Annotated in this window: 20 protein-coding genes, 1 tRNA gene and 1 other annotated feature; of the genes, 16 read left to right on the top strand and 5 right to left on the bottom strand. The window is 52.0% G+C overall.

Features of this window, described 5'->3' with window-relative positions; translation table 11 throughout:
• The first annotated feature begins 10 nt into the window (after window positions 1-10).
• The 13 genes from MHI45_RS11960 to MHI45_RS11900 all read left to right on the top strand — a co-directional run bounded on the left by MHI45_RS11960 (window position 11) and on the right by MHI45_RS11900 (window position 14,613).
• Window positions 11-1,339 carry an ABC transporter substrate-binding protein gene (locus MHI45_RS11960; RefSeq protein ID WP_256718107.1) on the top strand — a complete coding sequence of 443 codons (1,329 nt, stop codon included), beginning with the start codon at window positions 11-13 and terminating at the stop codon, window positions 1,337-1,339.
• Between the two features lie 73 nt (window positions 1,340-1,412).
• Entirely contained in the window at window positions 1,413-2,294 is an 882-nt protein-coding gene (locus MHI45_RS11955) for a carbohydrate ABC transporter permease (protein WP_076110756.1), read from the top strand.
• Window positions 2,291-3,139: a carbohydrate ABC transporter permease gene (locus MHI45_RS11950; protein WP_256718106.1), complete on the top strand. Its 849-nt coding sequence runs from the start codon at window positions 2,291-2,293 to the stop codon at window positions 3,137-3,139. The genes MHI45_RS11955 and MHI45_RS11950 overlap by 4 nt, the downstream gene beginning before the upstream one ends.
• 64 nt (window positions 3,140-3,203) lie before the next feature.
• Window positions 3,204-4,751, top strand: a complete 1,548-nt coding sequence (locus MHI45_RS11945; RefSeq protein WP_076110754.1) for a DUF4127 family protein — start codon at window positions 3,204-3,206, stop codon at window positions 4,749-4,751.
• Between the two features lie 24 nt (window positions 4,752-4,775).
• Window positions 4,776-5,486, top strand: coding sequence for an N-acetylmannosamine-6-phosphate 2-epimerase (locus MHI45_RS11940; protein WP_379146024.1), 711 nt, complete (start codon window positions 4,776-4,778; stop codon window positions 5,484-5,486).
• A complete protein-coding gene (locus MHI45_RS11935; protein ID WP_038595897.1) occupies window positions 5,464-6,291 on the top strand; it encodes a MurR/RpiR family transcriptional regulator in 828 nt (275 codons plus the stop codon). The genes MHI45_RS11940 and MHI45_RS11935 overlap by 23 nt, the downstream gene beginning before the upstream one ends.
• Window positions 6,292-6,363: 72 nt before the next feature.
• The gene (locus tag MHI45_RS11930; RefSeq protein ID WP_052092276.1) at window positions 6,364-7,293 is read left to right on the top strand and encodes an ROK family protein; all 930 of its coding nucleotides are present in this window, start codon (window positions 6,364-6,366) and stop codon (window positions 7,291-7,293) included.
• A complete protein-coding gene (locus tag MHI45_RS11925) occupies window positions 7,290-8,876 on the top strand; it encodes an FAD-dependent oxidoreductase (protein ID WP_076110753.1) in 1,587 nt (528 codons plus the stop codon). The genes MHI45_RS11930 and MHI45_RS11925 overlap by 4 nt, the downstream gene beginning before the upstream one ends.
• A gap of 525 nt (window positions 8,877-9,401) precedes the next feature.
• Window positions 9,402-11,324, top strand: a complete 1,923-nt coding sequence (locus MHI45_RS11920) for a glycosyl hydrolase family 18 protein (RefSeq protein WP_076110751.1) — start codon at window positions 9,402-9,404, stop codon at window positions 11,322-11,324.
• Between the two features lie 326 nt (window positions 11,325-11,650).
• Window positions 11,651-12,085, top strand: coding sequence for an NfeD family protein (locus MHI45_RS11915; RefSeq protein WP_076110750.1), 435 nt, complete (start codon window positions 11,651-11,653; stop codon window positions 12,083-12,085).
• A complete protein-coding gene (locus tag MHI45_RS11910; protein ID WP_038595892.1) occupies window positions 12,085-13,020 on the top strand; it encodes an SPFH domain-containing protein in 936 nt (311 codons plus the stop codon). The genes MHI45_RS11915 and MHI45_RS11910 overlap by 1 nt, the downstream gene beginning before the upstream one ends.
• A 109-nt stretch (window positions 13,021-13,129) precedes the next feature.
• Window positions 13,130-13,585, top strand: coding sequence for a cupin domain-containing protein (locus MHI45_RS11905; RefSeq protein ID WP_076110749.1), 456 nt, complete (start codon window positions 13,130-13,132; stop codon window positions 13,583-13,585).
• 191 nt (window positions 13,586-13,776) lie between these two features.
• Entirely contained in the window at window positions 13,777-14,613 is an 837-nt protein-coding gene (locus MHI45_RS11900) for an aldo/keto reductase (protein ID WP_076110748.1), read from the top strand.
• Window positions 14,614-14,714: 101 nt separating this feature from the next.
• On the opposite strand, the gene asnB is transcribed toward MHI45_RS11900, so the two are convergent.
• A complete protein-coding gene (asnB, locus tag MHI45_RS11895) occupies window positions 14,715-16,559 on the bottom strand; it encodes an asparagine synthase (glutamine-hydrolyzing) (RefSeq protein ID WP_076110747.1) in 1,845 nt (614 codons plus the stop codon).
• 242 nt (window positions 16,560-16,801) lie between these two features.
• On the opposite strand from asnB, the gene MHI45_RS11890 reads away from it, so the two are divergent.
• Both MHI45_RS11890 and MHI45_RS11885 read left to right on the top strand, forming a co-directional pair.
• A complete protein-coding gene (locus MHI45_RS11890; RefSeq protein WP_076110746.1) occupies window positions 16,802-17,152 on the top strand; it encodes a hypothetical protein in 351 nt (116 codons plus the stop codon).
• 280 nt (window positions 17,153-17,432) lie between these two features.
• Window positions 17,433-17,506, top strand: a tRNA-Arg gene (locus MHI45_RS11885).
• 389 nt (window positions 17,507-17,895) lie between these two features.
• Here MHI45_RS11885 and MHI45_RS11880 read toward each other — a convergent pair.
• The 3 genes from MHI45_RS11880 to MHI45_RS11870 form a co-directional block, all read right to left on the bottom strand.
• Window positions 17,896-19,908 carry an arginine--tRNA ligase gene (locus MHI45_RS11880; protein WP_083675626.1) on the bottom strand — a complete coding sequence of 671 codons (2,013 nt, stop codon included), beginning with the start codon at window positions 19,906-19,908 and terminating at the stop codon, window positions 17,896-17,898.
• Window positions 19,909-19,996: 88 nt separating this feature from the next.
• Window positions 19,997-20,218: a binding site (T-box leader), on the bottom strand.
• A 53-nt stretch (window positions 20,219-20,271) separates the two neighbouring features.
• Window positions 20,272-21,108, bottom strand: coding sequence for a YitT family protein (locus tag MHI45_RS11875; protein ID WP_076110745.1), 837 nt, complete (start codon window positions 21,106-21,108; stop codon window positions 20,272-20,274).
• 318 nt (window positions 21,109-21,426) lie between these two features.
• Window positions 21,427-21,642, bottom strand: coding sequence for a hypothetical protein (locus MHI45_RS11870; protein WP_256718105.1), 216 nt, complete (start codon window positions 21,640-21,642; stop codon window positions 21,427-21,429).
• Between the two features lie 320 nt (window positions 21,643-21,962).
• Here MHI45_RS11870 and MHI45_RS11865 point away from each other — a divergent pair, with 320 nt between their 5' ends.
• Window positions 21,963-22,319 (top strand): hypothetical protein, encoded by a 357-nt coding sequence (locus tag MHI45_RS11865; protein ID WP_076110743.1) that lies wholly within the window; start codon window positions 21,963-21,965, stop codon window positions 22,317-22,319.
• 136 nt (window positions 22,320-22,455) lie between these two features.
• Here the strand turns inward: MHI45_RS11865 and MHI45_RS11860 are convergent, their stop codons facing one another.
• Window positions 22,456-25,731: a DEAD/DEAH box helicase gene (locus MHI45_RS11860; protein ID WP_445667518.1), complete on the bottom strand. Its 3,276-nt coding sequence runs from the start codon at window positions 25,729-25,731 to the stop codon at window positions 22,456-22,458.
• Window positions 25,732-25,973 lie beyond the last annotated feature (242 nt).

Below are 25,973 nucleotides of genomic sequence, written 5' to 3'. Positions count from 1 at the left end.
GGGATTTTGTGTGAGAACAAACAGATCAGGCTTTATTCTGTCACTGCTAGTCGTGATGGCGCTGTCTATGCTGCTGGCCGGCTGTGGAGGGAATGGGAATGCTCCTGCTCCAACCACTTCTGCGAATGGGGCAGAACCTTCTGCTGAACAGACCGATACGCCCAAATCGGAGCCTGTCACATTGGAATTTTGGACGATTGCCCTTCAGCCCACCTTCAATGATTATTTCAATGATCTGATTGCGAAATACGAGGAAAGCCACCCCGGTGTAACGATTGAATGGAAAGACTATCCTTACGATGCCATCTCACAACGGCTGCTGACGAGCACAGCCAGCGGCAAAAGCCCCGATGTAGTGAATCTGAACACAGAATTCGCGAGCCAGCTGGGAAGCAAAGGTGCTTTGCTGAATCTTGCGGATCATCTTACAGCGGAAGAAGCAGGTTCTTATTTTGAAGGGATCTACAACTCTACAGTGTTTGACGGCAAGGCCTATGCGCTTCCATGGTATACAGGCACGGAAGTTCTGTTCATGAATAAAAAGCTTGTGGAAAAAGCCGGTCTGGATCCTTCCAATCCGCCGCAAACCCGGGATGAGCTGATTGAATGGGCCCGTCAGGTTCATCAAAAGACCGGAGCCGCCGGATATGCGCAGCAGCTCGTATCCAAGCTGTTTCCGATCGATGGAATCTCCATTCTGAATGAAGATAAGACGGCCGCAGCCTTCAATACGCCGGAAGCTGAAGCCATGATCTCCAAAATGCGCGATCTAATGAAAGAAGGCGTGGTCCTGAAGGAAGATGCGGATTTCACAAAGCAGATCCAGTATTTCTCCGGTGAACAGGTAGCCTTCCAGCTGTCGGGCCCGACCTTTATCAACTTTATCAAGACCTCGGCGCCGGAAGTATATGCGAACACGATTGCAGTTCAACTGCCTACAGGCAAAGCCAACCTCCGGCTCTCTAATTCCATGGATCTGGTTGTGCCGCAAAAGTCGAAGAATCCGGAGCAGGCTGTTGAATTTGCAGCTTTCGTGACCAATGCGGACAATCAGACCGCCTTCTCCAAGGTTGCCAATACGTTGCCATCATCCAAAGCTTCCATTACAGATCCATTCTTCACCCAATCTGACGGCACGCTTGAAGCGGAAGCCAAGGTTGTCTCATCGCAAAGTTTGGATAAGGCCACCGATTATATGGTCGGCGTTCCAAGCGCCTCCGATATCAACTCCGCGCTTGCCCGCGGACTGCAGGAAATATTGCTCAACGGGGCAGATATCAAAAAAACGCTGGATGCTGTGGAAAAAGAAGTGAACGGAATCATTAAACAGGGTTCATAAACCGCTTAGAGATGCGGGGAGGCGCTGTCCCCCCCTTTATATGTTGCAGTACAGAGGGAGGGAGGAATATCGAATGAAGAGATGGGTACGTTCGGAATCTTTCAGCGCTTGGGCGTTTATGATGCCGGGCCTTGTGTTTCTCGCCATTTTTACATTTTGGCCGATCCTTTACGGAATTCCGCTTGCATTAACCGATTATTCGGTCATTGCCGAGACTCGTTATGTAGGCTTCGAGAATTTCACTAGAGCCTTTCAGGATCACAATTTTACCGTCTCGTTATGGAATTCGCTGGTATATGTCCTTATTGTTCCGATTATCCAGGTCATCTCTATTCTGATGGCTATTCTCGTAAACAGCCGTCTTCCGGGTGTGAAGATGTTCAGGGCGGCTTATTATATTCCGGTTGTGACTTCGATGGTTGCAGTTGCGCTCATCTGGAGCTGGCTGCTGGGCAACAATGGTGTGGTTAACTATCTGCTGATCCAAGCTGGAATCATCGACGGGCAGGTCTCGTGGCTGTCGAGCAGCAGCACCGCATTGTATGTCCTGATGTTCATCACCATGTGGAAAGGTCTCGGTTATTACATGATGCTGTATCTGGCAGGTCTTCAGGGTATACCCTCAGATTTGTATGAAGCGGCCAGAGTGGATGGAGCGGGTCCCCTGAGGCTCGTTTTGCATGTGACGATTCCTCTGCTGAGACCTCATATCCTGTTCTGTACGCTGATCTCGATTATGGGGGCGGTCCGGGTATTCGATGAGGTATACATTCTGACCAAAGGCGGGCCGGGAACCTCGACGCTGACCTCCAGCGTGTATATTTTTCAAAAGGGACTGGAGCAGTTCAACTTCGGATATGCATCCGCGCTTGGTCTGATAGTCAGCGTTATTATAGGGGCGCTTAGCATTTTGGTGTTCCGCTTTAACCGGAAAGGCGGGGTGAATTCATATTGAACACAACGAGCAGATCATTCAAACAGCTGAAAAATGGAGTCCGTTATTCCGTCATTTACCTTCTGCTAATTTTGCTGGCCCTGTTCATGATGGGCCCTTTCCTCTGGCTGCTCAGTGTGTCACTGATGCCCGGCAGAAATGTGTTCTCCAGCCCGCCGGCCATTCTGCCGACGTTCATTGATTTTGATAACTACGTGCAGGTCTGGCAGTTCATGTCCTTTCCGCGCTATATTACGAATACGGTCATTATTGCTGGGCTTGGGGTGGTGTTTAATGTTCTGCTGGCCAGTACGACGGCGTATCCGCTGGCAGTCTTTCATTTCAAAGGCCGGAATTTCGTGTTCACGCTGTTGATCGCCACCATGGTTATTCCCTCCTCCACAGCAATGATTGTGCATTATCTGACCATTCAGGCTTTTCACCTGGGCAATTCCTATCTGGGGGTTGTACTTCCAGCCGCTGTGTCGGTATTCAATATTTTTCTGATGCGCCAGACCTTTCTGGGCATTCCGTCGGATATCAGGGATTCAGGGAAAATGGACGGCGCTTCAGAGCTCCGCATCTTCTGGCAGCTCGTTCTGCCGCTGGTCAAACCGGGGATTGCCGTCATTGTGCTGCTGGAAGTCATGGCGTTCTGGAATAACTTCCTGTGGCCGATTGTCATCCTGGATGATCCCGAGAAATATCCGCTGGCTGCCGCGCTTACGTACTTGAACGGCCAGTTTTCGTATAACTTCGGCTGGATTGCCGCAGGGACGATGATATCGGTCATTCCTATTATTGTCGTCTTTCTATTTACACAGAAATATTATATGGAAGGTATCGCAGGTGCGATCAAAGGCTAAGAACGGATACCGGCTGACCCTGCAGGGGGATTCAATGATCAGATAGAAAGGATGACGGGTAAGAATGGCGAATTCATACACAATCGCATTTGTGCCGCTGGATGAGCGGCCCTGCAATTACGAGTTCCCCCCTCTGTTGGCTAGGGGAACAGATTTTGAGGTGCAGCGTCCCCCGATGCAGCTGATGGGACTGAAGAAACGTCCCGGAGATGCGGACGGATTATGGAGATGGTTTGAAGAGGCCTGTTCCCAGGCGGACGGTGCAGTGGTCGCTTTAGATACATTGCTGTACGGAGGGATTATCCCCTCCAGACTGCATCTCTTGCAGCTGGAGGAGCTTGCCGCAAGGCTTGATAAACTTCGGGATCTCAAACGGCTGCACCCGAAGCTGGTCATTTATGCCTTTCAGCTTATTATGCGCTGCCCGCAGTATTCGCTGTCCGACGAAGAGCCGGATTATTATGCCGATTGGGGCCGGGAAATTTTCCGCAAAGGTTTTATTGGCCACCGCAAGGAGCTCGGCAACGCATCAGGAGAGGAACTGGAGGAGCTTGCGGAGATTGAAGCACGGCTTCCGCAGGAAATACTGGATGATTACCTCGCACGGCGCAGCATCAATATTGAAGCGAATAAACTGGTGCTGGAGCTGGTGAAGGAAGGGATTATCGAGTTCCTGATTTTCCCGCAGGATGACTCGGCACCCTTCGGGCATACAGCCAAAGACCAGCAGAAGGTCCGCACACGGATTACGGAGCTTGATTTGGAGCTTAAAGCCTATATGTACCCCGGTGCAGACGAGGTGGGCTGCACGCTGCTGGCACGGATGATTAATAAAACTACAGGATCAGTGCCGCTCATTTATCCGAGGTTGTCCTCGGTGCAGGGAGCATTCGTCACCCCGTTGTTCGAAGACCGCTTTTTCTATGAGACGCTGAAGTACCAGATTACCGCCGCTGGAGGCCTGATTGCTTCCAGTGCCCAGGAGGCGGATCTTGTGCTGCTGCTGAATACGCCGGGAGAGACAATGATGGAAGCGGTATCGCAGCATCAGTCTTTTTTCAGCTATGATGTGTACCGGAACCTGATGGAGCTTGTGGAATACGGCGACTATATAATGAAACATAAAGGCAAGCCCGTTGCCGTTGCCGATGTCGGCTATGCCAATGGCGGTGACCAGAAGCTGGTCAAAATGCTGCGGGAAAAGGAAATGCTGTTTGAACTCGCAGGTTATGCCGGCTGGAATACAAGCTCCAACACGCTGGGGACGGTCATTTCGCAGGCTATGATCTATCTGCATTACGGGCGCACTAAAGAGCATTTGGACTTCCTTGGTCTCCGGTATGCCGAGGATGTATGCTATTGCTCAGTCGTCCGCGGGGAGCTTAGCGAGGGTCCAATCCAGGAGCTGGGCTGCGGCAAATATCTGCTCGACGGGCAGCGGGGAAAGGTCTCGGCCCTGGTCGAACAGCGGCTGCGCCAGGAGTTGGCGTCAAGAATCGATGGTCCCGGGGGAAAGGTAGAGATTACAGACTGCTACATGCCTTGGAACCGGATGTTTGAGGTAGGGCTCTCCGTTCGCTTTGTGCCAGCCGGAGAATCCAAGGAACAATAGACTACTAGAGAGAGGGTGGGGACCCTGAATACGATATTGCAGAAGCTGCGTCATGGACTAATCGTATCCTGTCAGGCGCTTCCGGGTGAACCGCTGCATGGTGCTGAAATCATGGCACGCATGGCAGCTGCCGCCGAGGAAGGAGGGGCTGTAGGCATCCGGGCAAATGGCTCCGCAGACATCCGGGCGATCAAAAGTGCCGTCTCGCTGCCGGTTATCGGCATTATCAAGAGGGATTATCCGGGTTCGGAAGTATATATCACACCAACACTAAGAGAAATTGACGAACTGCTGGAGGCCGGGGCCGATATGATCGCCTTTGATGCGACAAGGCAGAAGAGACCGGGAGACAGCACCTTGGAGCAAATCGTCGCTTTTCTGCACCGGAGCGGCACGGCTTCGATGGCCGACATTTCGATTCTGGAGGAGGCTGTCCATGCAGAAGCGCTGGGGGTCACCTGCGTCTCGACCACACTCTCGGGCTATACGCCGTATTCCCTGCAGCAGGAAGGGCCTAACTTTGAACTGCTGCAAAGCGCTGTTGATCGTTTGTCCATCCCGGTTATTGCGGAAGGCAGAATGAATGAACCCGCCCAGGTGCAGCAGGCCCTGGAGCTTGGAGCTTATGCGGTAGTTGTGGGTTCAGCCATTACAAGACCCCAGCTGATTACCGGGCGATTTATGGCAGCAATTAGAAAGGTGGCTGTTAACGATGGAAATGACGGATCGGATTAATACGTATTATCCTTCCATGACCAAATCGGAGCAGAAGGTGGCCCGTTGTGTGCTTGAGCATCCGGATAATATCATCTATTTTTCGGTTACGGAGCTTGCGGATTTTGCCGGCACCGGTGAAACCACGGTTATGCGCTTCTGCCGCAAAATCGGATTTAAGGGTTACCAGGACTTCAAGCTTATGCTTGCCCAAGGGCTGCCAAAGCAGCAAGCCTTGTCCGGCCGTGAAGGCAGAGACGGGGATTATCCGACGCATCTTTACGAATCTATGGTTGATGTCCTCCAATCCAGCCTGAGCATGCTGGACCGCGGACAGCTTGAAGAATCCGTTAATCAAATTGATGCGGCGCGCCATGTGCAGTTTTTTGGGGTAGGCTCATCGGCGATTACCGCACTGGATGCCAAAAATCGCTTTCTGCGTATCGGCAGACGGGTTGAGGCCATAGCGGACAGCCACATCCAGTCGATGATGGCAGTAACGATGGGCAAAGGGGATATCGCCTTCGGCATCAGCGTTTCCGGAAGCACTCTGGATACCAATGATATGTTAATGAAGGCGAAGCAGAACGGGGCGAAGATCATTGCCATGACCAACTACGCGAAGTCCCCCATCGCGTCTATTGCTGATATCGTTCTTCTCACTGCCGGTAAAGAGTCGCCTCTGGAAGGCGGGTCCATCGGTGCGAAGATCTCCCAGCTGTTCATTATCGACCTGATCTGTGAAGGATTGGAACGCAGGCATACAGATGAGACGAAGAACATGAAGGAACGGACGGCAAGAGCTGTCATTGACCGTATTTATTGAGGGTGCAGCCGCAGCCTCAATACATCTGGCTCTGCATCGAAAGATACCAGAGCTAAAGGGAGGGACGCGAGGATGAGACGGGTCATCGGTGTGGATATCGGAGGGACGGCCGTTAAAGGGCTGGTGCTCGACGAGATCGGAAACGTATGGGCGGAAGCCAGTCGCGATACGGAAGCATGGCAGGGCCGGGAGGCAATACTCGGCAAGCTGAATGCTGTGGTCTGCGAACTGCTTAAAGCCTGTCCGGTTCAGGCCATCGGGATTGCTTCGGCGGGCAGAGTAAATACAGACACGGGTGAAGTGGTGTATGCCACCGATAATTTACCCGGATGGCAGGGGCTTCAGCTTGCCGGTTGGGCGGAGGATACCTTCAAATTGCCTGCAGCCGCCGATAATGATGCGAACGCCGCACTGCTGGGCGAGGCTTGGCAGGGAGCAGGCCGTGGACGGCACAATCTGGTCATGCTCACTCTGGGTACCGGAGTAGGCGGAGCGCTTATGATTCAAGGCTTGCTTAACCGGGGAAAGCACTGGAGCGGCGGAGAATTCGGGCACAGTGTCCTGTTTCCCGGCGGCCGGCTCTGTAATTGCGGCCGCCGGGGCTGTGTAGAGCAATACGTCTCGGGTTCCGCGTTGCTGCGGCTCGGAAATGAACTGACAGGCCGGGCGTATGAACATGGAGCGGAGCTTATGAGCGACGCGCGGCGGGGTGATCCAGATGCCCTGCAGGTTCTCGAACACTACACCTCTGATTTGGCAGTAGTCTTGGACAATATTGGAGCTACGCTTGATCCGGAGCTTATCGTGATTGGCGGCGGGGTTATTCATGACCGGGACGTCTGGTGGCCGCTGCTAAAAAACAGGCTGCAAGGCGAGGGACTTTCCAACATCCTTGCAGCGGCGGAGCTTGGGAACCGGGCAGGCTGCTTCGGCGCGGCCAAGCTTGCATTGGATTGCTTCCGGCAGCTGCCGGACGGATATGAGGAGGAGGATACCGCATGACATTCGGACAAGTGAAACAAAGTGATGTGATCATTATCGGCGGGGGCCTTGGAGGAACTGCCGCGGCTCTCGCCGCAGCCAAGGCAGGGTTGCGCGTAATCCTAACTGAGGAAACGGATTGGCTGGGGGGACAGCTGACCTCGCAGGCGGTTCCGCCGGATGAGCACCGCTGGATCGAGAACTCCGGCAGCACGGCTACCTACCGGGAGTTCCGCAACAGGGTGCGGGAGTATTACAGACGCAATTATCCGCTTACGGAGTCTGCCAGAAACAATCCGCTGCTCAATCCGGGGAACGGCTGGGTCAGCCGGCTTGCCCATGAGCCGAAGGTTGCACTTAGCGTTCTGCATGAAATGCTGGCTCCCTATGTACATTCGGGACGGATTGAAGTGCTTTATTATACGGTTCCCGTTCATGCTGAGACGGCAGGCGATGAGGTCACGGCGGTGACGGTCTTACATACCGTGAAAGGAACCGAGATCAAGCTTAAAGGGGCGTATTATCTGGATGCGACGGAATGCGGCGATCTGCTGCCGCTTGCGGGGGTGGAGTATCGAAGCGGCGCTGAATCACGCCATGAGACAGGGGAACCGCATGCGCTGGATGAAGCGGACCCGCTCGATATGCAGTCGATTACCCATGTCGCTGCCGTCGATTATGTACCAGGCGGCGATTTTACGATAGAACGGCCTGAGGACTATGACTACTGGCTTCAATATGTGCCTTCCTTTTCAATGTATCCCATTCTCAGCTGGTACGCCTCCGATGCCAGTGATACGACGAAGCTGAAGCAATTCACCATGTTTCCCAATGACGAGGGAATTGTCTCGCTGTGGGATTACCGGAGGATTGTCGATCCTGCGGTCTGGAGCCTGCCGCTCAATGACGGTGAAGTCACCCTGCTGAACTGGGCGCTGAACGATTATTATGCCGGTCCGCTGATCGGAGTGCCTCCCGGGGAACGGGAACGGCATTTGAAAGGAGCCAGACAGCTGACATTGTCACTTGTCTATTGGCTTCAGACGGAGGCGCCCCGACTGGATGGCGGGAAGGGGTATCCGGGGGTGAGGCTGCGGGGAGATGTACTTGGGACAGAGGACGGGCTTGCGAAGTCTCCCTACATCCGTGAAGCAAGAAGAATCCGCGGACTCTACACGGTGACTGAGCTGGATGTGAGCAAGGAGCTGCGCGGTGAGGGACCTATGCGCTATGAGGACAGTGTGGGCGTTGGAAGTTATCATCTGGATCTTCATCCCACGACCGTATCCCAGCGCACGTTCTACATCCCCAATCATCCGTATGAAATTCCGCTGGGCTCACTGATCCCTATTCGCGTCACGAACCTGCTTCCGGCTTGCAAAAATATCTCAATGACCCAGATCGCAAACGGCTGCTACCGCCTTCATCCAACCGAATGGAATATTGGTGAAGCTGCGGGACTTCTGGCCTCTTACGCCATTACAAATAAAGTTCTGCCGCGTGAGGTTCATGGATCGGATGACCATCGCAAGGCTTACCAGCAGCTCTTAATTGACCATGGCGTCCAGCTTCACTGGAGTGATGCAGAGCTGGAAATGCAATAGGTGACAGGATAATCGCATCTGGTGGCAAAGGATACCATCAACTCTTGAATTGTCGGAGCGTAAGGGAACGCCTTTGTCACCGGAATCCTAAACCTTCCTCAAATAGGGGACAGAGGCACAGTTATTGCTGCCGAAAAAACTGGAAATTAGATGATATTCCCCCCTGACTATGGAAATTTCCCCCTAGCTTAATCTTGTGCTTTATATGACAATAAGATTGCCTTCATCCTTCTTATGTTATGAATCCTCCTATTCCATGTACACCATCCCTCCCAACTATTTTGTAGGCATAAGCATTTGCCCGGACAACATTACCGGGATTGCAACCCATGAACAGCAATACAAGATTAAGAGCACAGATTATTTTATCTTGCGCTTTTTTGTGTGCTTAATCTACCATCCTGATCTCATGAATCTGATAGAGACACTGGATGAAGGTGAATCCGAACCAGGAGGTGACTTTGGGGAGCTTTGCCTGTAAAGAGGACTGCAGGTTATGGCATTGAACCGAGGAGGAAAATGAAAATGAGGTCGACAAACAGCAGATTTCGTAAAACCTTTGCGCTTGGCATGGCCGTTGCTCTTGTGATTGCACTCTTTTCAACGATAGGCACCAGTGTCAAAACTGCAAATGCGGCTGCGGGCTACAAGCTCGTCGGTTATTATGCTTCCTGGGCTGCCTATGGGCGAGCCTACAACGTAACGGATATTGATCCCAGTAAAATGAATGTAATCAACTATGCGTTTGCCGATATATGCTGGAACGGGGTTCACGGCAATCCTGACCCGAGCGGACCCAATCCGGTCACCTGGACCTGCCAAAATGAGCAAGGCCAAACGATCAGTGTTCCGAATGGAACGATTGTGCTGGGTGATCCCTGGATTGATGCCCAGAAAAGCTTTGGGGATGACAAGTGGGATGATCCGATTAAAGGCAACCTGAAGCAGCTATGGAAACTGAAAGAAAAGAACCCGAATCTTAAAACGGTGATATCCATCGGCGGCTGGACCTGGTCGAACCGGTTCTCGGATGTTGCCGCTACGGCAGCGACCCGTGAAGTATTCGCAAATTCCGCAGTCGATTTCATCCGTAAATATCAAATGGATGGTGTCGATCTGGACTGGGAATACCCGGTCAGCGGAGGCCTTGCAGGCAACAGCTACCGTCCGGAGGATAAGCAGAATTACGTGCTGCTGCTGCAGAAAATCCGTGAAAAGCTGAATGCGGCCGGAACCGCTGACGGTAAAACCTACCTGTTGACCATCGCCTCTGGTGCAAGCCCTGCCTACGTTCAGAATAACAACCTTAGCGGCATTGCTGCTGTTGTCGACTGGATCAACATTATGACCTATGACTTCAACGGCAGCTGGAACACGACTACAGGACACAATGCCCCGCTCTACTATGACCCGGCAGCAGCCTCATCAGGTCTGACCGATCCGGCGAATTACAATATCGACAAGGCTGTCACAAGCTATCTCGCAAGCGGAGTCCCGGCGAATAAGCTTGTCCTGGGCATGCCGTTTTACGGACGCGGCTGGGGTGGTGCGCCGAGTACAGGAAACGGGCAATATCAGGTTTCGGCTGGTATTTCGTCCACAGGCACATGGGAAAAGGGAAACTATGATTTCTACGATCTCGAAGCTAACTATATTAACAAAAACGGCTATACCCGCTACTGGAACAACACCTCAAAAGTTCCTTATCTCTACAATCCGTCTACACAAACCTTCATCAGCTATGATGACGCCGAGTCCATCGGCTATAAAACCAGCTATATCAAAACCAAAGGCCTGGCAGGAGCGATGTTCTGGGAGACCAGCGGCGACCGCAACAAAACACTGCAAAACAAGCTGAACACCGATCTGGGCGGCGGAGTGGTGCCGACGCCAACCCCAACCCCGACATCAACGCCAACGCCGACAGCCACAGTGAAACCGACACCAACGCCAACGGCTACACCGACTCCGACACCAACAGCTACTGTGAAACCAACGCCAACAGCTACTGTTACCCCAACTCCAACTGCAACACCGGGGCAATGTACAGCGGCGGCCTGGAACACGGCAACCATCTACACCAAGGGCCAGCAGGCTTCCTATGGAGGTGTGCTGTATGAAGCCCAGTGGTGGACACAGGGGGAACGCCCTGACCAGAGCGGCGCATTCGGGGCCTGGAAAGTGATCGGCACCTGCGGCAACACCACGCCAGCGCCAACGGCTACGGTGAGTCCGACAGCAACGCCAGTACCAACGGCAACACCCGTGCCAACAGCTACAGTAAGCCCGACGGCAACGCCCGGGGTATCTGCCTGGACAGCAGGAGTGGCCTATACAGCAGGCGATAAGGTAAGCTACAGCGGCAATACGTACATCTGCCTGCAGTCGCATACCTCGCTGCAAGGTTGGGAACCGGCGGTAACGCAGGCTTTATGGCAGTTGATCTAGCACTAAATTCCATCTGAACAGTAAAAAAAGCTTGCGGAGAAGGCTGCGCCTCGATCTGCAAGCTTTTTTTATTATGTCATAATCACCAGCAGAATTACTTCACCGGATCGAATGCAGAAACAGCGGATTTACCAGCCCCGTCTTCATGTATAATGTGGGAAATATGTGAATTTTTATGAAGAAGGCTGATTGTGGTGCTCATAACCTTCCATCCGCTGAAATATAATGAAAAAGCATGGCTGTGTCCCAGCCCTGATAAAACTAATGCAACGCTATGCCGTTTTTTTCGTTATAGTAGTATATAGCGGAAGGTGGTGGATTCACCGATGGAGGCTTGGGTAGTTTGGTTGATTGCAGCCGGCGTTCTGTTTGTGATTGAAATGTTTGCGCTTACTTTTTATCTTCTCTGGCTCAGCATTGGTGCTCTGGCGGCTGGTCTGATCTCACTTGTGTTTCCTGAGGCGATTTTACTGCAGGTGGTCGTCGGTTCATTGGTTGCCCTCGTCCTAACCTTTTTCACCAAACCTCTGGTCGCGAGATTCCGCAACTCACGGGGATTTAAGGATACAGGGACGGAGATTGTCGGAAGACAAGGTATTGTCGTCGAGCCGATTGTGCCGGGACAGTACGGGCAAGTCAAAGTGGGTGGTGACACCTGGAGCGCAACCTCGGTTCAAGCTCTGGGCAAAGATCAGGCAGTCCGTGTCATCCGAAGAGGCAACACGATTATCGAAGTAGAACGATGGGGGGATAAGTACTAATGGAATGGGCAATTATCGGTATTGTTATTGCTGTCGTCGTCGTTTTTATCGCGCTTACGATCAAAATCGTACCGCAGCAGCGGGTAGGGGTTGTAGAACGTCTCGGTAAATTCCACCGGCTGCTTACACCGGGTCTGAATATTCTGATTCCGATTATTGATCAGGTGCGGACCTACCATGATTTGCGGATTCAACAGGCCAATGTGCCGCCGCAAACCGTAATCACCAAGGATAACGTGCAGGTGCAGATCGACACGATCATTTTCTATCAGGTGGTTGGTCCGGAAGAAGCGACTTATGGAATTTCCGATTATGTATATGGTGTGCGCAACATTTCCACAGCTACGATGCGGCAGATTATCGGGAAGCTGGAGCTGGATGAAACGTTGTCCGGCCGGGAAAAAATCTCCTCGGATATCCGCCTGGCTCTGGATGAAGCGACTGAAAAGTGGGGCGTGCGGATCGAGCGTGTAGAAGTTATTGATATCAAGCCGCCGCTGGACATTCAGGAAGCGATGGATAAGCAGATGAAGGCAGAACGCAGCAAGCGGGCGATTGTGCTGGAGGCGGAAGCCGCCAAACAGGATATGATCCTGCGTGCTGAAGGGGATAAGCAGAGCAAGATTCTGAAAGCGGAAGGCGATAAGGAAGCGCGTATCCGTCAAGCGGAAGGGTTCCGCCAGGCGCAGGAGCTGGAAGCACTGGGCCAGGCCAAAGCGATTCAGGCGGTCGCCGAAGCCGAGAAGACGCGGATCGCACTGATCGCCAGCGCAGGGCTGGATGAGCGTGTGCTGGCTTATCAATCTTTTGAAGCGTTAGGTGAAATCGCTAAGGGACCTGCCAACAAGGTGTTCCTACCGACCAGCGCCGTTGAAACGCTAGGCAGTCTCGGGGCCATTGCCGAGGTGTTTAAGGCGAGCAAGGACAGCAAATAAGCGGAAGAGGATTAGACAATTGCGGCACATTCCGTTAAAGTAAAAGCAAAACTTAAGCGTAAGCTTACGAAGACAGTTTTGCTTCGCAAAACTTTAAGGAGACGATACTGTGACGCAAAAAGAAATTTCTCCGCTGGTCGAAGCGCTGGGGCTGCAGCCTCACGTTGAAGGCGGATGGTACAAAAGACTTTGGAAATCATCCTTTGATATCCCGCAAGAAACACTGGGAAGCAGCTATTCGGGCTCCAGAGCCTCAGCTTCTTCAATTTATTTCCTGCTTCATCCGGGTGAAACCTCGGAATGGCACACGGTGCTGTCCTCCGAAATCTGGCTGTGGCATTCCGGCAGTCCGATTGTGTTAAGCCTTGGAGGCAGCGGTGACAAGCCGGAGGATGTTACCGAGGTTATCCTGGGTCTCGACATCGCCGCCGGCCAGCAGCCGCAGGTGGTTATTCCGGCGGGAGTATGGCAGGCGGCCCGTGTGCTCGGCGACGAGCCGGTGCTGGTCTCCTGCATCGTATCCCCAGAATTCCATTTTGACGATTTCAAGCTGATCGACAAATAAGTGGATTTTAAAATAAGTGCAGACTGTGAACGCAGACTGCACTTATTTTTTATTCTGATTTACCTGTCCAGAGCGGCATTTTGGACCTGCGGGAGCAATCTGCTATACTGATTTTGGTCATCAGCTGATTATGCGGCCTCTTTTAAGGTTAAGGAAGTTAGATCAATATCATTAGGCTTGGAGGGTTAACGATGAGTGAATTGAACGGACCGTTTTCGGGTGGACCTACATTAAATGACGGAGTAACTATGCCGTGGCTGGGACTGGGCGTATGGCAGACCAAAGATGGTGAGGAAGTTATCAACGCGGTGAAAGCAGCAGTGGAAACAGGCTATCGCAGCATTGATACGGCAGCTGGATACAATAATGAAGAAGGCGTCGGACAAGCCATCCGTGAATGCGGAGTGCCCCGGGAGGAACTGTTCATTACGACCAAGCTGCGCAATCCTGATCAAGGCTATGAATCCGCATTAAAAGCGTTTGAAGTCAGCCGCCGCAAGCTGGGGCTGGATGTAATTGATCTGTATCTGATTCACTGGCCGGTCGCCGGCAAGTACCGGGAGAGCTGGAAGGCGCTTATTCATCTGCAAAAGGAAGGTTTCGTGAAATCCATCGGGGTGAGCAACTTCCAGATCCATCATCTGCAGGATATTATCGACGATTCAGGTGTGGTGCCTGTGGTCGATCAAGTGGAGTTCCATCCGCTCTTGACCCAGCGCGAGCTGCTGAAATATACACGCCAGCATGACATTCAGCTGGAGGCCTGGAGTCCGCTGATGCAGGGCAATCTGGATGTGCCGCTGCTTAAAGAACTAGCCGGCAAATATGGCAGAACTGTCGCCCAAATTGTCCTGCGCTGGGATCTGCAGCAGGGTGTCATTACCATTCCCAAATCGGTGCATGCAGAGCGGATCACAGAGAACGCCGGATTTTTCGACTTCACGCTTAGCGACGATGACGTCAAGGCGATTGAGAACCTGAACCAGAACCACAGGTTCGGTCCGGACCCGGATAATTTTAATTTCTGAGCAAGCCTCTAACAATAGGAAACTACAAACAGCAAGCCTCCGGATGGGGGCTTGCTGTTTGTAGTTATTGGCTGTGTGCAGAGAGCAGAGAGCTTAGCAATTTACCCGATAGATACGTTATACTTGCGCAGCCACAGGTTAACCTGGGCGAGATAAGCGAACAGCTGCGGGCCGGACATCAGCTGGCCGAACCAGGGCAGATTGCTGGAGGATTCGGGAGAGGCAGCGATTTCACGGATCTTGGCTGCATCAATCAACGGCAGGATGGGCGAAGTGGAATCATCCAGAATGCCCAGCATCTGAGTCCGAACGGCATTTAAATAGGCCGGATTATGGGTTTTGGGGTAAGGGCTTTTTTTACGGTAGAGCACATCATCCGGCAGGATGCCTTCGAGTGCTTTGCGCAGAATGCCTTTTTCCCGGTTGCCTACGGCTTTAATTTCCCAAGGGATGTTGAATACATACTGGACCAGCCGGTGGTCACAATACGGCACGCGGACCTCCAGTCCTGCACCCATGCTCATCCGGTCCTTACGGTCCAACAGTGTCGGCATGAAGCGGGTGATGTTGAGATAGGACATTACGCGCATCTGCGCCTGCTTGCCGGTCTCACCGTCAAGCTTCGGCACCTCCGCTACCGCATCGCTGTATCTGTCACCTAAATATTCCAGTGGACGTATCCATTCCCCCACTTCCGGCGACAATAGACCTGCACGCATTTTGGGGGCTACCGACCAGGGGAACGTGCCGGAGGAGAGCATCTCGTCCCGGTGGAACCAGGGATACCCGCCAAAAATCTCGTCCGCCGCCTCGCCGGAAATGGCCACGGTCGCGTTCTTTTTAATCTCACGGCAAAATAGATACAGCGAAGAATCCACATCCGTCATCCCCGGCAAATCGCGGGATTCCAGAGCATTGTCCAGCGCTGTTACCAGCTCCGGTGTATCAAAGGCTACATAATGGTGATTCGTGTTCAACTCATCAACCATCCGCTTAATCCACGGACCATCTGCGCCGGGCTGAAAGGTGTGGCTTTTGAAATGCTTGTCGTTGTCGACATAATCGACGGAATAGGTATCCACCCGGCCTTGGCCGGTGCGGTTGTAATAATCCACAGCGAGCGCGGTCAGTGCGCTGGAATCGAGCCCCCCGGACAGCAGGGAGCAGACCGGAACGTCAGAAACCAATTGCCGCTCCAGTGTATCCTGCAGCAATTCACGCACTCTCGAGGCTGTTTCTTCTTCATTTTCCGTGTGATGATTGCTTTCTAATTTCCAATAAGCATAGCTGCGCAGGCCTTCCCGGCTATAAATCATGGCATGACCTGGACGAAGCTCGAATATATCTTTGTATACCCCATGTCCCGGAGTGCGGGCCGGACCGATGATGAAGATTTCCGCCAGTCCTTCCGGTCCTACCTTCGGTTGTACCTTGGGGTGCTGGAGCAGCGCTTTAGGTTCGGAGCCGAAGACAAAAACATCGTCCACCCGGCTATAGAACAGGGGTTTCACACCCAGGCGGTCGCGTGCCAAAAATACCTGGTCCCGCAGACCGTCCCAGACGGCAAATGCAAAGATTCCGTTCAGCTTCCCGGTGCAGTCCGGTCCCCACTCCATATAGGCGTGCAGCAGAACTTCGGTGTCGCACTCGGTGAGAAAATGGTGTCCCCGCTGTTTCAGTTCCTTTTTGAGCTCGGGGGCGTTATATAATTCGCCGTTGTACACAATAGCGTACACCTTATCGTCATGGCGGGCGATCATAGGCTGTGCGCCGTTCTCGGGATCGATAACGCTTAGTCTGCGGTGACCGAAGGCACAAGGCCCTGAAATCCAGGTTCCGGCCGCATCCGGCCCGCGGTTGGCCAAGGTTTCAGTCATTTTTACGAGCAGTTGCGAGTGCTGTGTGAGGTCGCCGCGCCACTGGATAAATCCGGTTATTCCGCACATGATGGTTCATCCTCTCTTTTGTGCGATTGTTGTCCAAATATAAGAATTTATATGCTCCACGCAATAAATTATCCTTATATTTCTCGCTGAAATGGATGCCGTCCATTAAGGACGGCGCAGCCGATTTCACTTGTTTCTTTTTTGCCAAGTAATACAGATATATGCCGAAGGAAGGGATAAAATGTATGTCCTTATCCGAACACTAAGGGAGAGGGAAATTTGCCAGGAGGGATGGATGACAAGTGTATTATATTAAAGACGCCAAAATCCGCAGAATGACCGAATATGACGGCGCGCCTTGTGCAGAAGTGGGCGTATTACCGGGAGCTGTAGGCGATTCCGCACTTTTGGTGTACATTGTTGAAGACCAGCGCGAGGAAGGTTATGAAATTGTGCGCATTCTGACGAATGACGCGAATACTGCAACCGATTGGTTTGATAACAATTTGCATGATGCTTTTCAGGATGTGACGGCCAGTGCTTTTACTGGCAGCATCATTATGAGCCCCGAGGCTGAACGCTCCAAATTCCAGCGCGAACTGCTTATCTTCGGCGACTTGAAAAAGCAGCTGGAACAGCATTTCCACAAGTGACTCCTGAAATCCGGCGATTGGATGCGGCAATATTGCCGCAGTCTGCCCCGGGAGTAGAACGGATTGGGGTGAGCGGCTGACCGCCGCTGATTCTGCCCCGGGGACAGAAATGCTGTGGGAGGGTGACTGGTGAGGATAGGCTGATCTGCTGTGCTGCCGTTGCTGTTTCGCCGCTTTTTAGTAAATTATATTGCTGCAGCCTTGAAAAAAAATCTGAATGCGGTATAATAGAGAACGTTGCGTGAATACATATGTTTTAGGAATTAATTACTTCACTTTTGTCCCGGTAGCTCAGTTGGATAGAGCATGCGCCTTCTAAGCGCACGGTCGGGGGTTCGAATCCCTTCCGGGACGTCACACAAAACAGCCTTCCTTCGGGAAGGCTGTTTGTGCGTCTGGGGGTGAGAAGCCCTTGGGGGCTGGGGGCGTTGGAGCATCCACCGCAGTTGTGAACAACTGAAGTTTAGTTGTATTTTGTACAGCTAAAAGTGCTCATAATCGGGAGCGAAGTAACTTAATTGCACTCTATACATTTATATTTGTCCATATCCCTCCCAATGATGAATTGGGAGGTTTTTAGCTGTACCGAATACAACTAAATCCCAAGAGGAGTGATTTTCTTGGATTTTAGCTGTATACAATGCAATTAAGCTTATATCTCAGTGATGAGTGATAGCCGTGCTTATTGCATAGACAGGCTTGCTCTTGATTAATACCCGCTCTACAGTCTGCCACTTTCTCGGTTACATCCGCTCCGGCTTCGGCAGGCCAAGCACCTCGAGCACTTCGCCGAGCGTTTCCTGGAATGTCGAAGTAAGCCAGAGACGGAAGCGGATGGTGGATGGGTCCCCTTTGAGAATCGGGCAGGCGGAATAAAAGTTATTGAACAGCGAGGCCAGAGTATGCGCGTAGTTACAGATTGTATTTGGCGTCAGCTCGATGCTCGCGCTGTATAAGGTGTCTTGCCAGATGCTGAGATGTCTCAGCAGGGCAAGCTCCGCTTTGTCCAGTGGGGCCGGGAAATCCGGCACCGCAGCTGGTTCGGATGCCGCATCCGCTGCCCCATCCGCCGCCGCATCGACAGCCGCATCCGCTGCCCCATCCGCCGCCAGTACCGCTCTCGCCGCCGTATTTACCGCCATTGCATCCGTCTTCAACGTTGCCGCTGCCGCTGCTCCCAATACGGCTCCTGCCTCCATTCCAGCGGCTTTACTGAGTACACTGCCCGCACGTGCATAGGTATACATCAGGTATACGCCGGTATTGCCGGAAATCTCGGTCGCCTGCTTGAAATCAAACACAATCTCCGTCCCCAGATTGAAACGCAGCAGATAGTAACGGATTGCAGCTGTGGCGATCAGCCGGCTGGACAGGCCGTTTTTGTCGGAGCGGGTGGCTTCAATGGTGTTCTCCATGAGCTGGACCAGCTCGGTGACCTTGATGCCGATGCCCTGACGGCCAGACATGGCGTAAGAGGTTTTGCCGTCCGAGGTATCGATCCCCAGTTCAGCGGCGGAAGCCGGACTAAGGGAAACCACGCCATAGCTTACATGATGAAGCTTCCCGGCTTGCCCGGCATATCCCAATACCTCTAAAGCCTGCTTCACCATCGCCTGCGGATACTCCTGTCTGTAATCAATGACGTTAACCACCATATCCGCCTCTCCAAAAGGCATCTGCTGTCCACTTGGACCCGTCGTCCAAACGCCTGCATTAAACTCGCTGTAGGAGAAGTTTTTGTCCAGCAGTCCGAATTTCCAGAGATGATAGGCAATGTCCTTGGCGGTGTAGGTTAAAATCCCGTTCGAGCGCACCAGCACCTTATCTTTCTGATGTTCCTCTGAATCCGCCCCTGTGCCTTCTGTTGCCGATTGCTTCAGAATCCAGCATCCCGCCAGCTTGCCCTCGGTTTCCTGAACAAAAACGGCTGTCTGTTCCAGCAGCGCAAAAGCAGAGGACCAAAATCCCTCTTTTAAAATGCTGCTCTCCCACACCAGCAAATCGTAGGTGATGCCGAAGTTTTTCATTTCCTCAACATGTTCTCTCACAATCCGTTCAGCCACAAGGCTGCCGAGCCAAGCGGTATTGCCGTTTCCTTCTTCCAATGCGTGGAGAATCTCTGTCCGTTTATGGACCGTCTCAGGATGCAACTCGTATTCCTTATTGATTCCGGCGTAGATATCCCAGCAATAATCACCGAAGCGGACATGATCACCCGCGAGCGGCACATTCATTAGCCCGACCACCGTATCTGCCAGCTGATTGCCAAGGTCATCCACATAGTTGTGCACTTCCACGTTGTAACCTGTTTTTTTCAAAATCCTAACCAGCGCATCTCCAATACAGGAGTTTCTCAGATGTCCAATATGCATCGATTTGTTTGGGTTCACAGAAGTATGCTCAATGATCACCTTATTCCCGTTCCCTGGCGGCAGCTCAAAGCTGTGGTTTGCCCACTCCTGCCAATCCACGTACATATTGATGAAGCCCGGAGCCGCAACCTCGATTCGCTGCAGCAAACCCTTGATCGCCTCCTGTTGCCCAAGCTCCGCTGTGATCAGCTCGGCAATAGCCATTGGGGCCTTGAGCAGGACTTTGGCCAGCTGCATGGCAATATTGCTGGAGTAGTCGCCGAAATCCGGATTAGCGGGCTGTTCAAGAGCGATGGTTAAATGTTCTGGTGCGGCAGCGCTCAGGCTGCTGAATACCTGCTGGACGCTTTGTTCCAAGCTTGTTCTGATAAGTTGGCTTAACACGGGATGAACCTCCTTTAAAATTCTTGAAGCAGATTTGCGTTACATGTACTTAGCGGGCTAAAAAACATCAAAAAAAGCCCACGTCTCTAAAAGAGACGAGGGCTTTAGCGCTCGCGGTACCACTCTCGTTGCTAAACACCTTGGTTTAGCCACCTTACAGGTTAACGGTCTTCAGCCGGGGCTTCCTACTATCAGTTCAGAAGTCCATCTCCCGGGTGCGCTTCATTAACTGGCCTGTACCGGCTCTCACTCTTCCGGCTCGCTGGGGACTAGGGTCCAAGGCAACTACTTTCCCGTTCATCGATTGTATATTGATTTTTATCAGTATAGCGAATTTATGGAATAAATCAATAGCCGGTTGGCTTATTTAGAAATATCAATAAATCCTTCACCAAACACGTCGCGTACATCGTGGATCGTGACAAAAGCATTTTTGTCCTCAGCCCGTACGATTTTTTTGAGCATGGAAACTTCCTGCTTACTAATTACGATGTAAAGGACTTCCTTTTCTTCGCCAGTGTAATAGCCGTATCCCCGGAGCACCGTTACTCCGCGGTCCATAATCTCCGTAACCCGTACGGCAATGCTGTCATAGTGTGCCGAGATGATGGTCACCGCTTTTTTAGGATTCAAGCCCTCGATAATGAACTCCATGGCTTTGGTTCCGATATAGAGGATAACGAACGTAAACATCATCTTTTCGATACCAATGACGAAGGCGGACAGTGCGGCAACGATAAGGTCAAAGAACAGCAAGGCATAGCTGATATTCCAATCCCAATATTTATTGGCAAGTCGAGCCAGAATTGTCGTACCTGCAGTCGTGCCGCCGACCCGGATGATCAGTCCAATCCCGACCCCGGCAAACAGACCCGCGAAAATAGCGTTAATCACTGGCTCATCCGAAGCGATCTGCCAGTTCTTGGTCAAGTACAGGAACAGAGAGTTAAAGGCAACGGCGATAATGGTATAGCCCGTCGTTTTTTTATCCAGCAGCTTGTAGCCGATGATCAGCAAAATCCCGTTCAAGATGATGCCGACCAGCGCAGGTGACCAATTCAGCAAATAATACAGAATGATCGATATCCCTGTCACGCCACCCTCACCAAAGTCATTGGGAATCACAAATAAATTGACTGCCAGCGCAAAAATAAATGCCCCGAGAAGCAGCATAACCATATCATGTACTCTTTTGTTCATACGATATACCTCCATGATTTTAAAGCTCACACAAAAAAGCGATTAAAGGAAAAAATCATCCTTTAATCGCTTTGTAGCAAACATAAGTTGCGCAGCTCTTTTGATACTTTAATCATAACAAGCCTTATATGGGATGTAAATGATTTTAATTCAAGTAAGGAGTCCCGTTTCAATCGGAAGTGGGCGCAGCGGTAAGATCCTTAATATCCGTTGAACCAAAGATAAGCAGCGCAATTACAATGACCAGCAGGATCCCCCCGGCAAAATCTTCACCGTCAAAATTGTCCATACGTGCTAGGCCTCCCTTTATTCCTCCACTCAAGAGTTGTCTGATTTTTTCTTCAAAGCGGCCATGATCTCGTTCAAGGTCAGGCTGCTGTTGTCGTCGAGAAAGCTGACCAGTTTATCAACGTTGCTGTCGCTCAAATTGCCAAGTGATTTATATTTGCCAACCAGGCTGACAAGAAGCGAAGCGTCCGTGAACATCTGGACAGAGTCTACCTTTAACTTGCCTGATAAAAGAAGGGCAGCCACTGCAAACTCCAGCCCCTTTGGACTTTGCGTTTTAGGGTTTGCCGGTTGTTTTTTTATGCTCGTTTTCTTTCCTTTTCCAGGAGGGGGCATGGACTCCCTTCTTCCGTATACATTCTTTCAGAACAGCGGCCACTAGTGGGCGAACTCTCTTTTGTACACTTTATGCACTACTGCAGGATTTGGTGAATGGAGCCTGTCTTCTGTCCACACCGTCAGGGTAGCGCACGAATATTAATATATTGTGCGATCAATTAACACTACCGCTAGAATCAGAGTTTGATATTCACAAATGAGTGGGTTGAAAGGAGGAGTAAGACGGGATGACCACATTATCTACTGGACCTATAGAGAATAATCCTGTTCTTGGAGTAAGACCGGCGCAGCTTGTAACTGTAAAGATTGTGAATCGGGCTGCTGAAGAGGTACTGGTTATTAATATTCTAGGTTACTTCCTGGGCAATACAAGAACTTTATATGTGAGTGAAGTCGTCGAAATCGCACCCGACGAGGTGGTGACCAGAGACTACTTTGCCGATCTGGATTCTTTCGAATTTCTCTTTACAGGCGATGACCTAGGAGAAAAAGCAGGGATTTCAGTATGGGGCAAACAAGCTGACGGTCAATTGGTGGATGCCCATCGTGTTGTAACGCATGAGAAATGGAGTGACGAGTTGTAATATCTGCGGAGTCCGAACCCGGTAGAGTAAGAAATCCTTATGTCATTCTAAAAAATACAGCAAACAGGGACATCCCCAGCTTTAGGCTGTGAAAGTCCCTGTTTGCTGTGCAAGGAGATAAGCATCCATGGCCAACTTATGAAAGCATCAGGATTTCACGGATATCCTGCTCGCTTAAGGCAGACATGGCCTCCTGGCCCGGTTGGATGACTTCATCGATCAGGTTCTTCTTCTTCTGCTGAAGCTCGTACATCTTATCCTCGACAGTCCCCTGTGCTACGAGGCGGATCACCTGCACCACCTTCTTTTGCCCGATCCGGTGGGCCCGGTCGGCAGCTTGCTGCTCGACAGCGGGATTCCACCAGAGATCGTAGAGAATGACCGTGTCCGCTCCCGTCAGGTTCAGTCCGGTGCCGCCCGCTTTTAGTGAAATCAGGAAAAGATCGCGTTCACCCTCATTGAACCTGTTGCAGAGCTCCACCCGCTGGGCTGAAGGCGTCTGGCCATCGAGGTAGAAATGCTGTACACCCAGCAGGCCCAGTTCACGGCCGATCAGGCCGAGCATTTCGGTGAACTGGGAAAAAATCAGCATCCGTTTGCCGGAGCTGCGGCATTCTTCAATAATCTCCAGCAGCTGTTCGAATTTCGCCGAGCCGCCGGTATAGCCTGCAATGAACAGCGCGGGGTGGCAGCAGAGCTGGCGCAGCCGGGTCAGCCCGGCAAGCACCTTGATTCTGCCGTTGCCAAACCCGTCGTTGTCCAAATGCTTGAGCGCTTCCTTGCGCAGCCTGGCAAGATAGGCGACATACAATTTTTTCTGCTCAGGCAGCAGCTCCGAGGCCTGCAGAGATTCGATTTTGTCCGGCAGCTCTTTCAGTACATCGCTTTTTAGGCGGCGCAGCAGAAAAGGCCGTGCCCGCCTCGCAACCGTCTCCCGGGGCAGGTCATGAAAGGCCTTTTTGCCCGGAAACAGCCCCGGAAACACAACTCCGAAGATCGACCATAGATCCTCCAGAGCATTTTCTACCGGCGTTCCGGTAAGCGCGAAGCGGTAGCGTGCCTGCAATATTTTTACCGCCTGAGCCGTCTGGGTCGCATGGTTTTTGATGACCTGCGCCTCATCCAGAAACAGGGTGTGGAAGGAATGCTTGGCGTACTCTTCAATATCACGGCGCAGCAGCGGATAGGAGGTGATGATTACATCGTTTCCTGCGGTGTTCTTCAATGTCCGTCGACGTTCGGTTAAGTTCCCGTCGGCTATGGCCGCTTTGATCTCCGGGGCGAATTTCTTCAGCTCATTCTGCCAGTTGTAGAGCAGGGAGGCCGGAGCGATGATCAGCGCAGGGTGGCCTCCCTGCCGGATATCCTTAAGCTCTGAGAGCAGGAAGGCGATGCTCTGCAGCGTTTTGCCGAGACCCATATCATCGGCGAGGATGCCGCCGAACCGGTAGTGGGCCAGCGTCTTCAGCCACTGGAAACCATATTGCTGATAATCCCGGAGTACGGGAACAAGGCTGTCCGGCACAGGGAAATCAAGATTTTCGGGATTCCGCATGTTGGCCAGAAGCCGGCGCAGGGAGCGTCCCATGGTGACGGAGTCCCCCGCGCTGTCGCCATTCAGATGCAGGCCGCGGGCCAGGGGGAGGGAGAACTGCGGGCTTTTGAGCTCATCCTGCCGGATTCCGATTTCGTTCATAAAGGTGATGATTTCTAAGAATTCCGCACTCTCCAGCGGCAGCAGCGCCCCATCCGGCAGCCGGTAATAACGGCGTTTCTCCTGCAGCGATTTCAGCACCAGTACAATTTCCGTTTCGGGGATTCCTTCCATGGCAAATTTGAAGTCCAGCCAGTCGGTTTTTTCATTCCAGCTTAAGGTTACCTTCGGCAGAGCTGTTCCGGTGAGCAGTCTTCCCTTGACAGCAGTAGTGGCATATACCTCAAGCAACGGCTCCAGCAGCGGCACGGTATGATAGAGAAAATCAAATTCGCCGTCCTCATCGCTCATAATATAGCCGCTTTCCGTTTGGGTAAAAGAAGCATGATCCATCAGTGCAAGAATCCGCCCTTCGGCTTCCCCGTCCCGCATCAGAATCACCTCATTACCCCGTTCGCGTGCTTTCTCATCGAGCGGGTTAATCACAATATTGCCGTATTGAAACTCAAGGCCTGCGAGCAGCCGGTCTCTTATCCGGTCAAGATAAAGTCTGGCTTGAAGCTGTGCCTGGATGATGCGGCCTTGGATAGCCTCGGCAATATGCACATGGCCCAGCTTTTTCAGCCCGGGAATCACCTTGTCCATAAAAGGCTCCATTTGCTCCGGGGCAATGGCAATTTCATCTTTGCGGGAGGAGGCCAGCATTTTCTTAAGCTCGGAGAGACGCTGGCATTCCTGAACCGGCAGCTTCAGCAGCCTGCCTTCAGACAAGATAAGCCCGTAATCCTCCATGACTGTAAGCTGCGCAAGCCCCTGGATATCCAGCCGGTAGCTGTTATCCGGGGTTTGATCGAATTGAAAGCTCAGCGGAGGGGGAGCGTTTGTGATCTGAAGCCCTTCAGTGCTTATTCCCCCTTGCTGCAAATGGACAGAGGATACTGCTGTTAGCGCAGGCTGAACTTGCTCCCAGAAAAAAGGCGGAACCGGCAGCAGCCGCTCCCCTCCCGGGCCACCCGAATAATGCGTATGAGGACTGACAGCTTCATGGTACATCTTTTCATTTAAAAGGACTTCGATCAGCTTCAGAATCACCGCATTGTCTTCTTTATTGAAGCTGTGCAAGGAAGGGTCATAGATAAAATGCTTGGTGAACTCAAAGGACTCCCCGCGGTGGATGCGCTCTAGAAAAGCTCTGATTTTCTGCACAATATAAAGCCGCTCTAGTCCGATCTTCAGTTCAATTCCAAGCTTATGAGTGCCATCGGTGTACAGAACCGGCTTGCAGATGAACTCGACTTGAAGCGGAGTTCTGATATCGCTATAGGTTCCGGTGCCGCTCGGACGCTTCCGGGAGCTGCCGAACATATCCAGCATGCTGGTCACCAGTTTCCGGTCACCCGTATGTTCCCCTGAGCTAAAGGCTGCAGTTTCCGGATTACGCGGAGTAAGTCTGCCGCTCTCTCCGGTGGAGCCTCCGTGAAGGTTGAGACTGGGGCCGGCCATACTTCTGGAGAGTTCCGTGTCCATTTCCTGACGGAGTATATTCACGAGAACAGCTGCGATATGCTTGCAAAAAGCTCCGCCGTGGTGGTATGCAGGGCAGGTGCATTCCCCATTCACATCACCGTCACTGTCTATAGCAAGCACCACTTCGTAGCTTTCGAGGCCTTGAACCTCAGCCCGGTATTTTGAATATTCCAGCTCAACATTGTTCTCCGCATAGGTCAGCGTGACCTTATCCGCTTCATAATAAACCATCCCCTGCTCCAAAGCAGCACCGCCGCATAGCAGCCTGATTACCCGTTCCGGCACATAGAAACCCACAGCGCTAATCACTTCCTTTTGTCTTGTCCATAAGTCCGAATTTGCTATAGTACCCATAATAACAGAACAGGCGTACGCCTTCAAAACCATTTACCGGAATCCCTGAACAGATGCTGCGGTGCGGGATCACTATAAGTGTTTGCAATGTAAAAAAAGGCCATCTCCAAACTGCATTT

The sequence above is a fragment of the Paenibacillus sp. FSL H3-0321 genome (genome assembly GCF_038002865.1).
Taxonomy (GTDB): Bacteria; Bacillota; Bacilli; order Paenibacillales; family Paenibacillaceae; genus Paenibacillus_AQ.
The sequence above is the reverse complement of the archived record's forward strand: the minus strand, read 5'-3'. Positions and strand labels throughout refer to the sequence as shown.

Coding starts and splice junctions, on each gene's coding strand:
- asnB (WP_076110747.1), bottom strand. CDS start 16,559: ATGTGCGGAATAACCGGATTTATCCAGTGGCGCGGCGACCTCACACAG.
- MHI45_RS11945 (WP_076110754.1), top strand. CDS start 3,204: ATGGCGAATTCATACACAATCGCATTTGTGCCGCTGGATGAGCGGCCC.
- MHI45_RS11955 (WP_076110756.1), top strand. CDS start 1,413: ATGAAGAGATGGGTACGTTCGGAATCTTTCAGCGCTTGGGCGTTTATG.
- MHI45_RS11875 (WP_076110745.1), bottom strand. CDS start 21,108: ATGAACAAAAGAGTACATGATATGGTTATGCTGCTTCTCGGGGCATTT.
- MHI45_RS11935 (WP_038595897.1), top strand. CDS start 5,464: ATGGAAATGACGGATCGGATTAATACGTATTATCCTTCCATGACCAAA.
- MHI45_RS11910 (WP_038595892.1), top strand. CDS start 12,085: ATGGAATGGGCAATTATCGGTATTGTTATTGCTGTCGTCGTCGTTTTT.
- MHI45_RS11915 (WP_076110750.1), top strand. CDS start 11,651: ATGGAGGCTTGGGTAGTTTGGTTGATTGCAGCCGGCGTTCTGTTTGTG.
- MHI45_RS11920 (WP_076110751.1), top strand. CDS start 9,402: ATGAGGTCGACAAACAGCAGATTTCGTAAAACCTTTGCGCTTGGCATG.
- MHI45_RS11900 (WP_076110748.1), top strand. CDS start 13,777: ATGAGTGAATTGAACGGACCGTTTTCGGGTGGACCTACATTAAATGAC.
- MHI45_RS11865 (WP_076110743.1), top strand. CDS start 21,963: ATGACCACATTATCTACTGGACCTATAGAGAATAATCCTGTTCTTGGA.
- MHI45_RS11930 (WP_052092276.1), top strand. CDS start 6,364: ATGAGACGGGTCATCGGTGTGGATATCGGAGGGACGGCCGTTAAAGGG.
- MHI45_RS11925 (WP_076110753.1), top strand. CDS start 7,290: ATGACATTCGGACAAGTGAAACAAAGTGATGTGATCATTATCGGCGGG.
- MHI45_RS11860 (WP_445667518.1), bottom strand. CDS start 25,731: ATGGTTTATTATGAAGCGGATAAGGTCACGCTGACCTATGCGGAGAAC.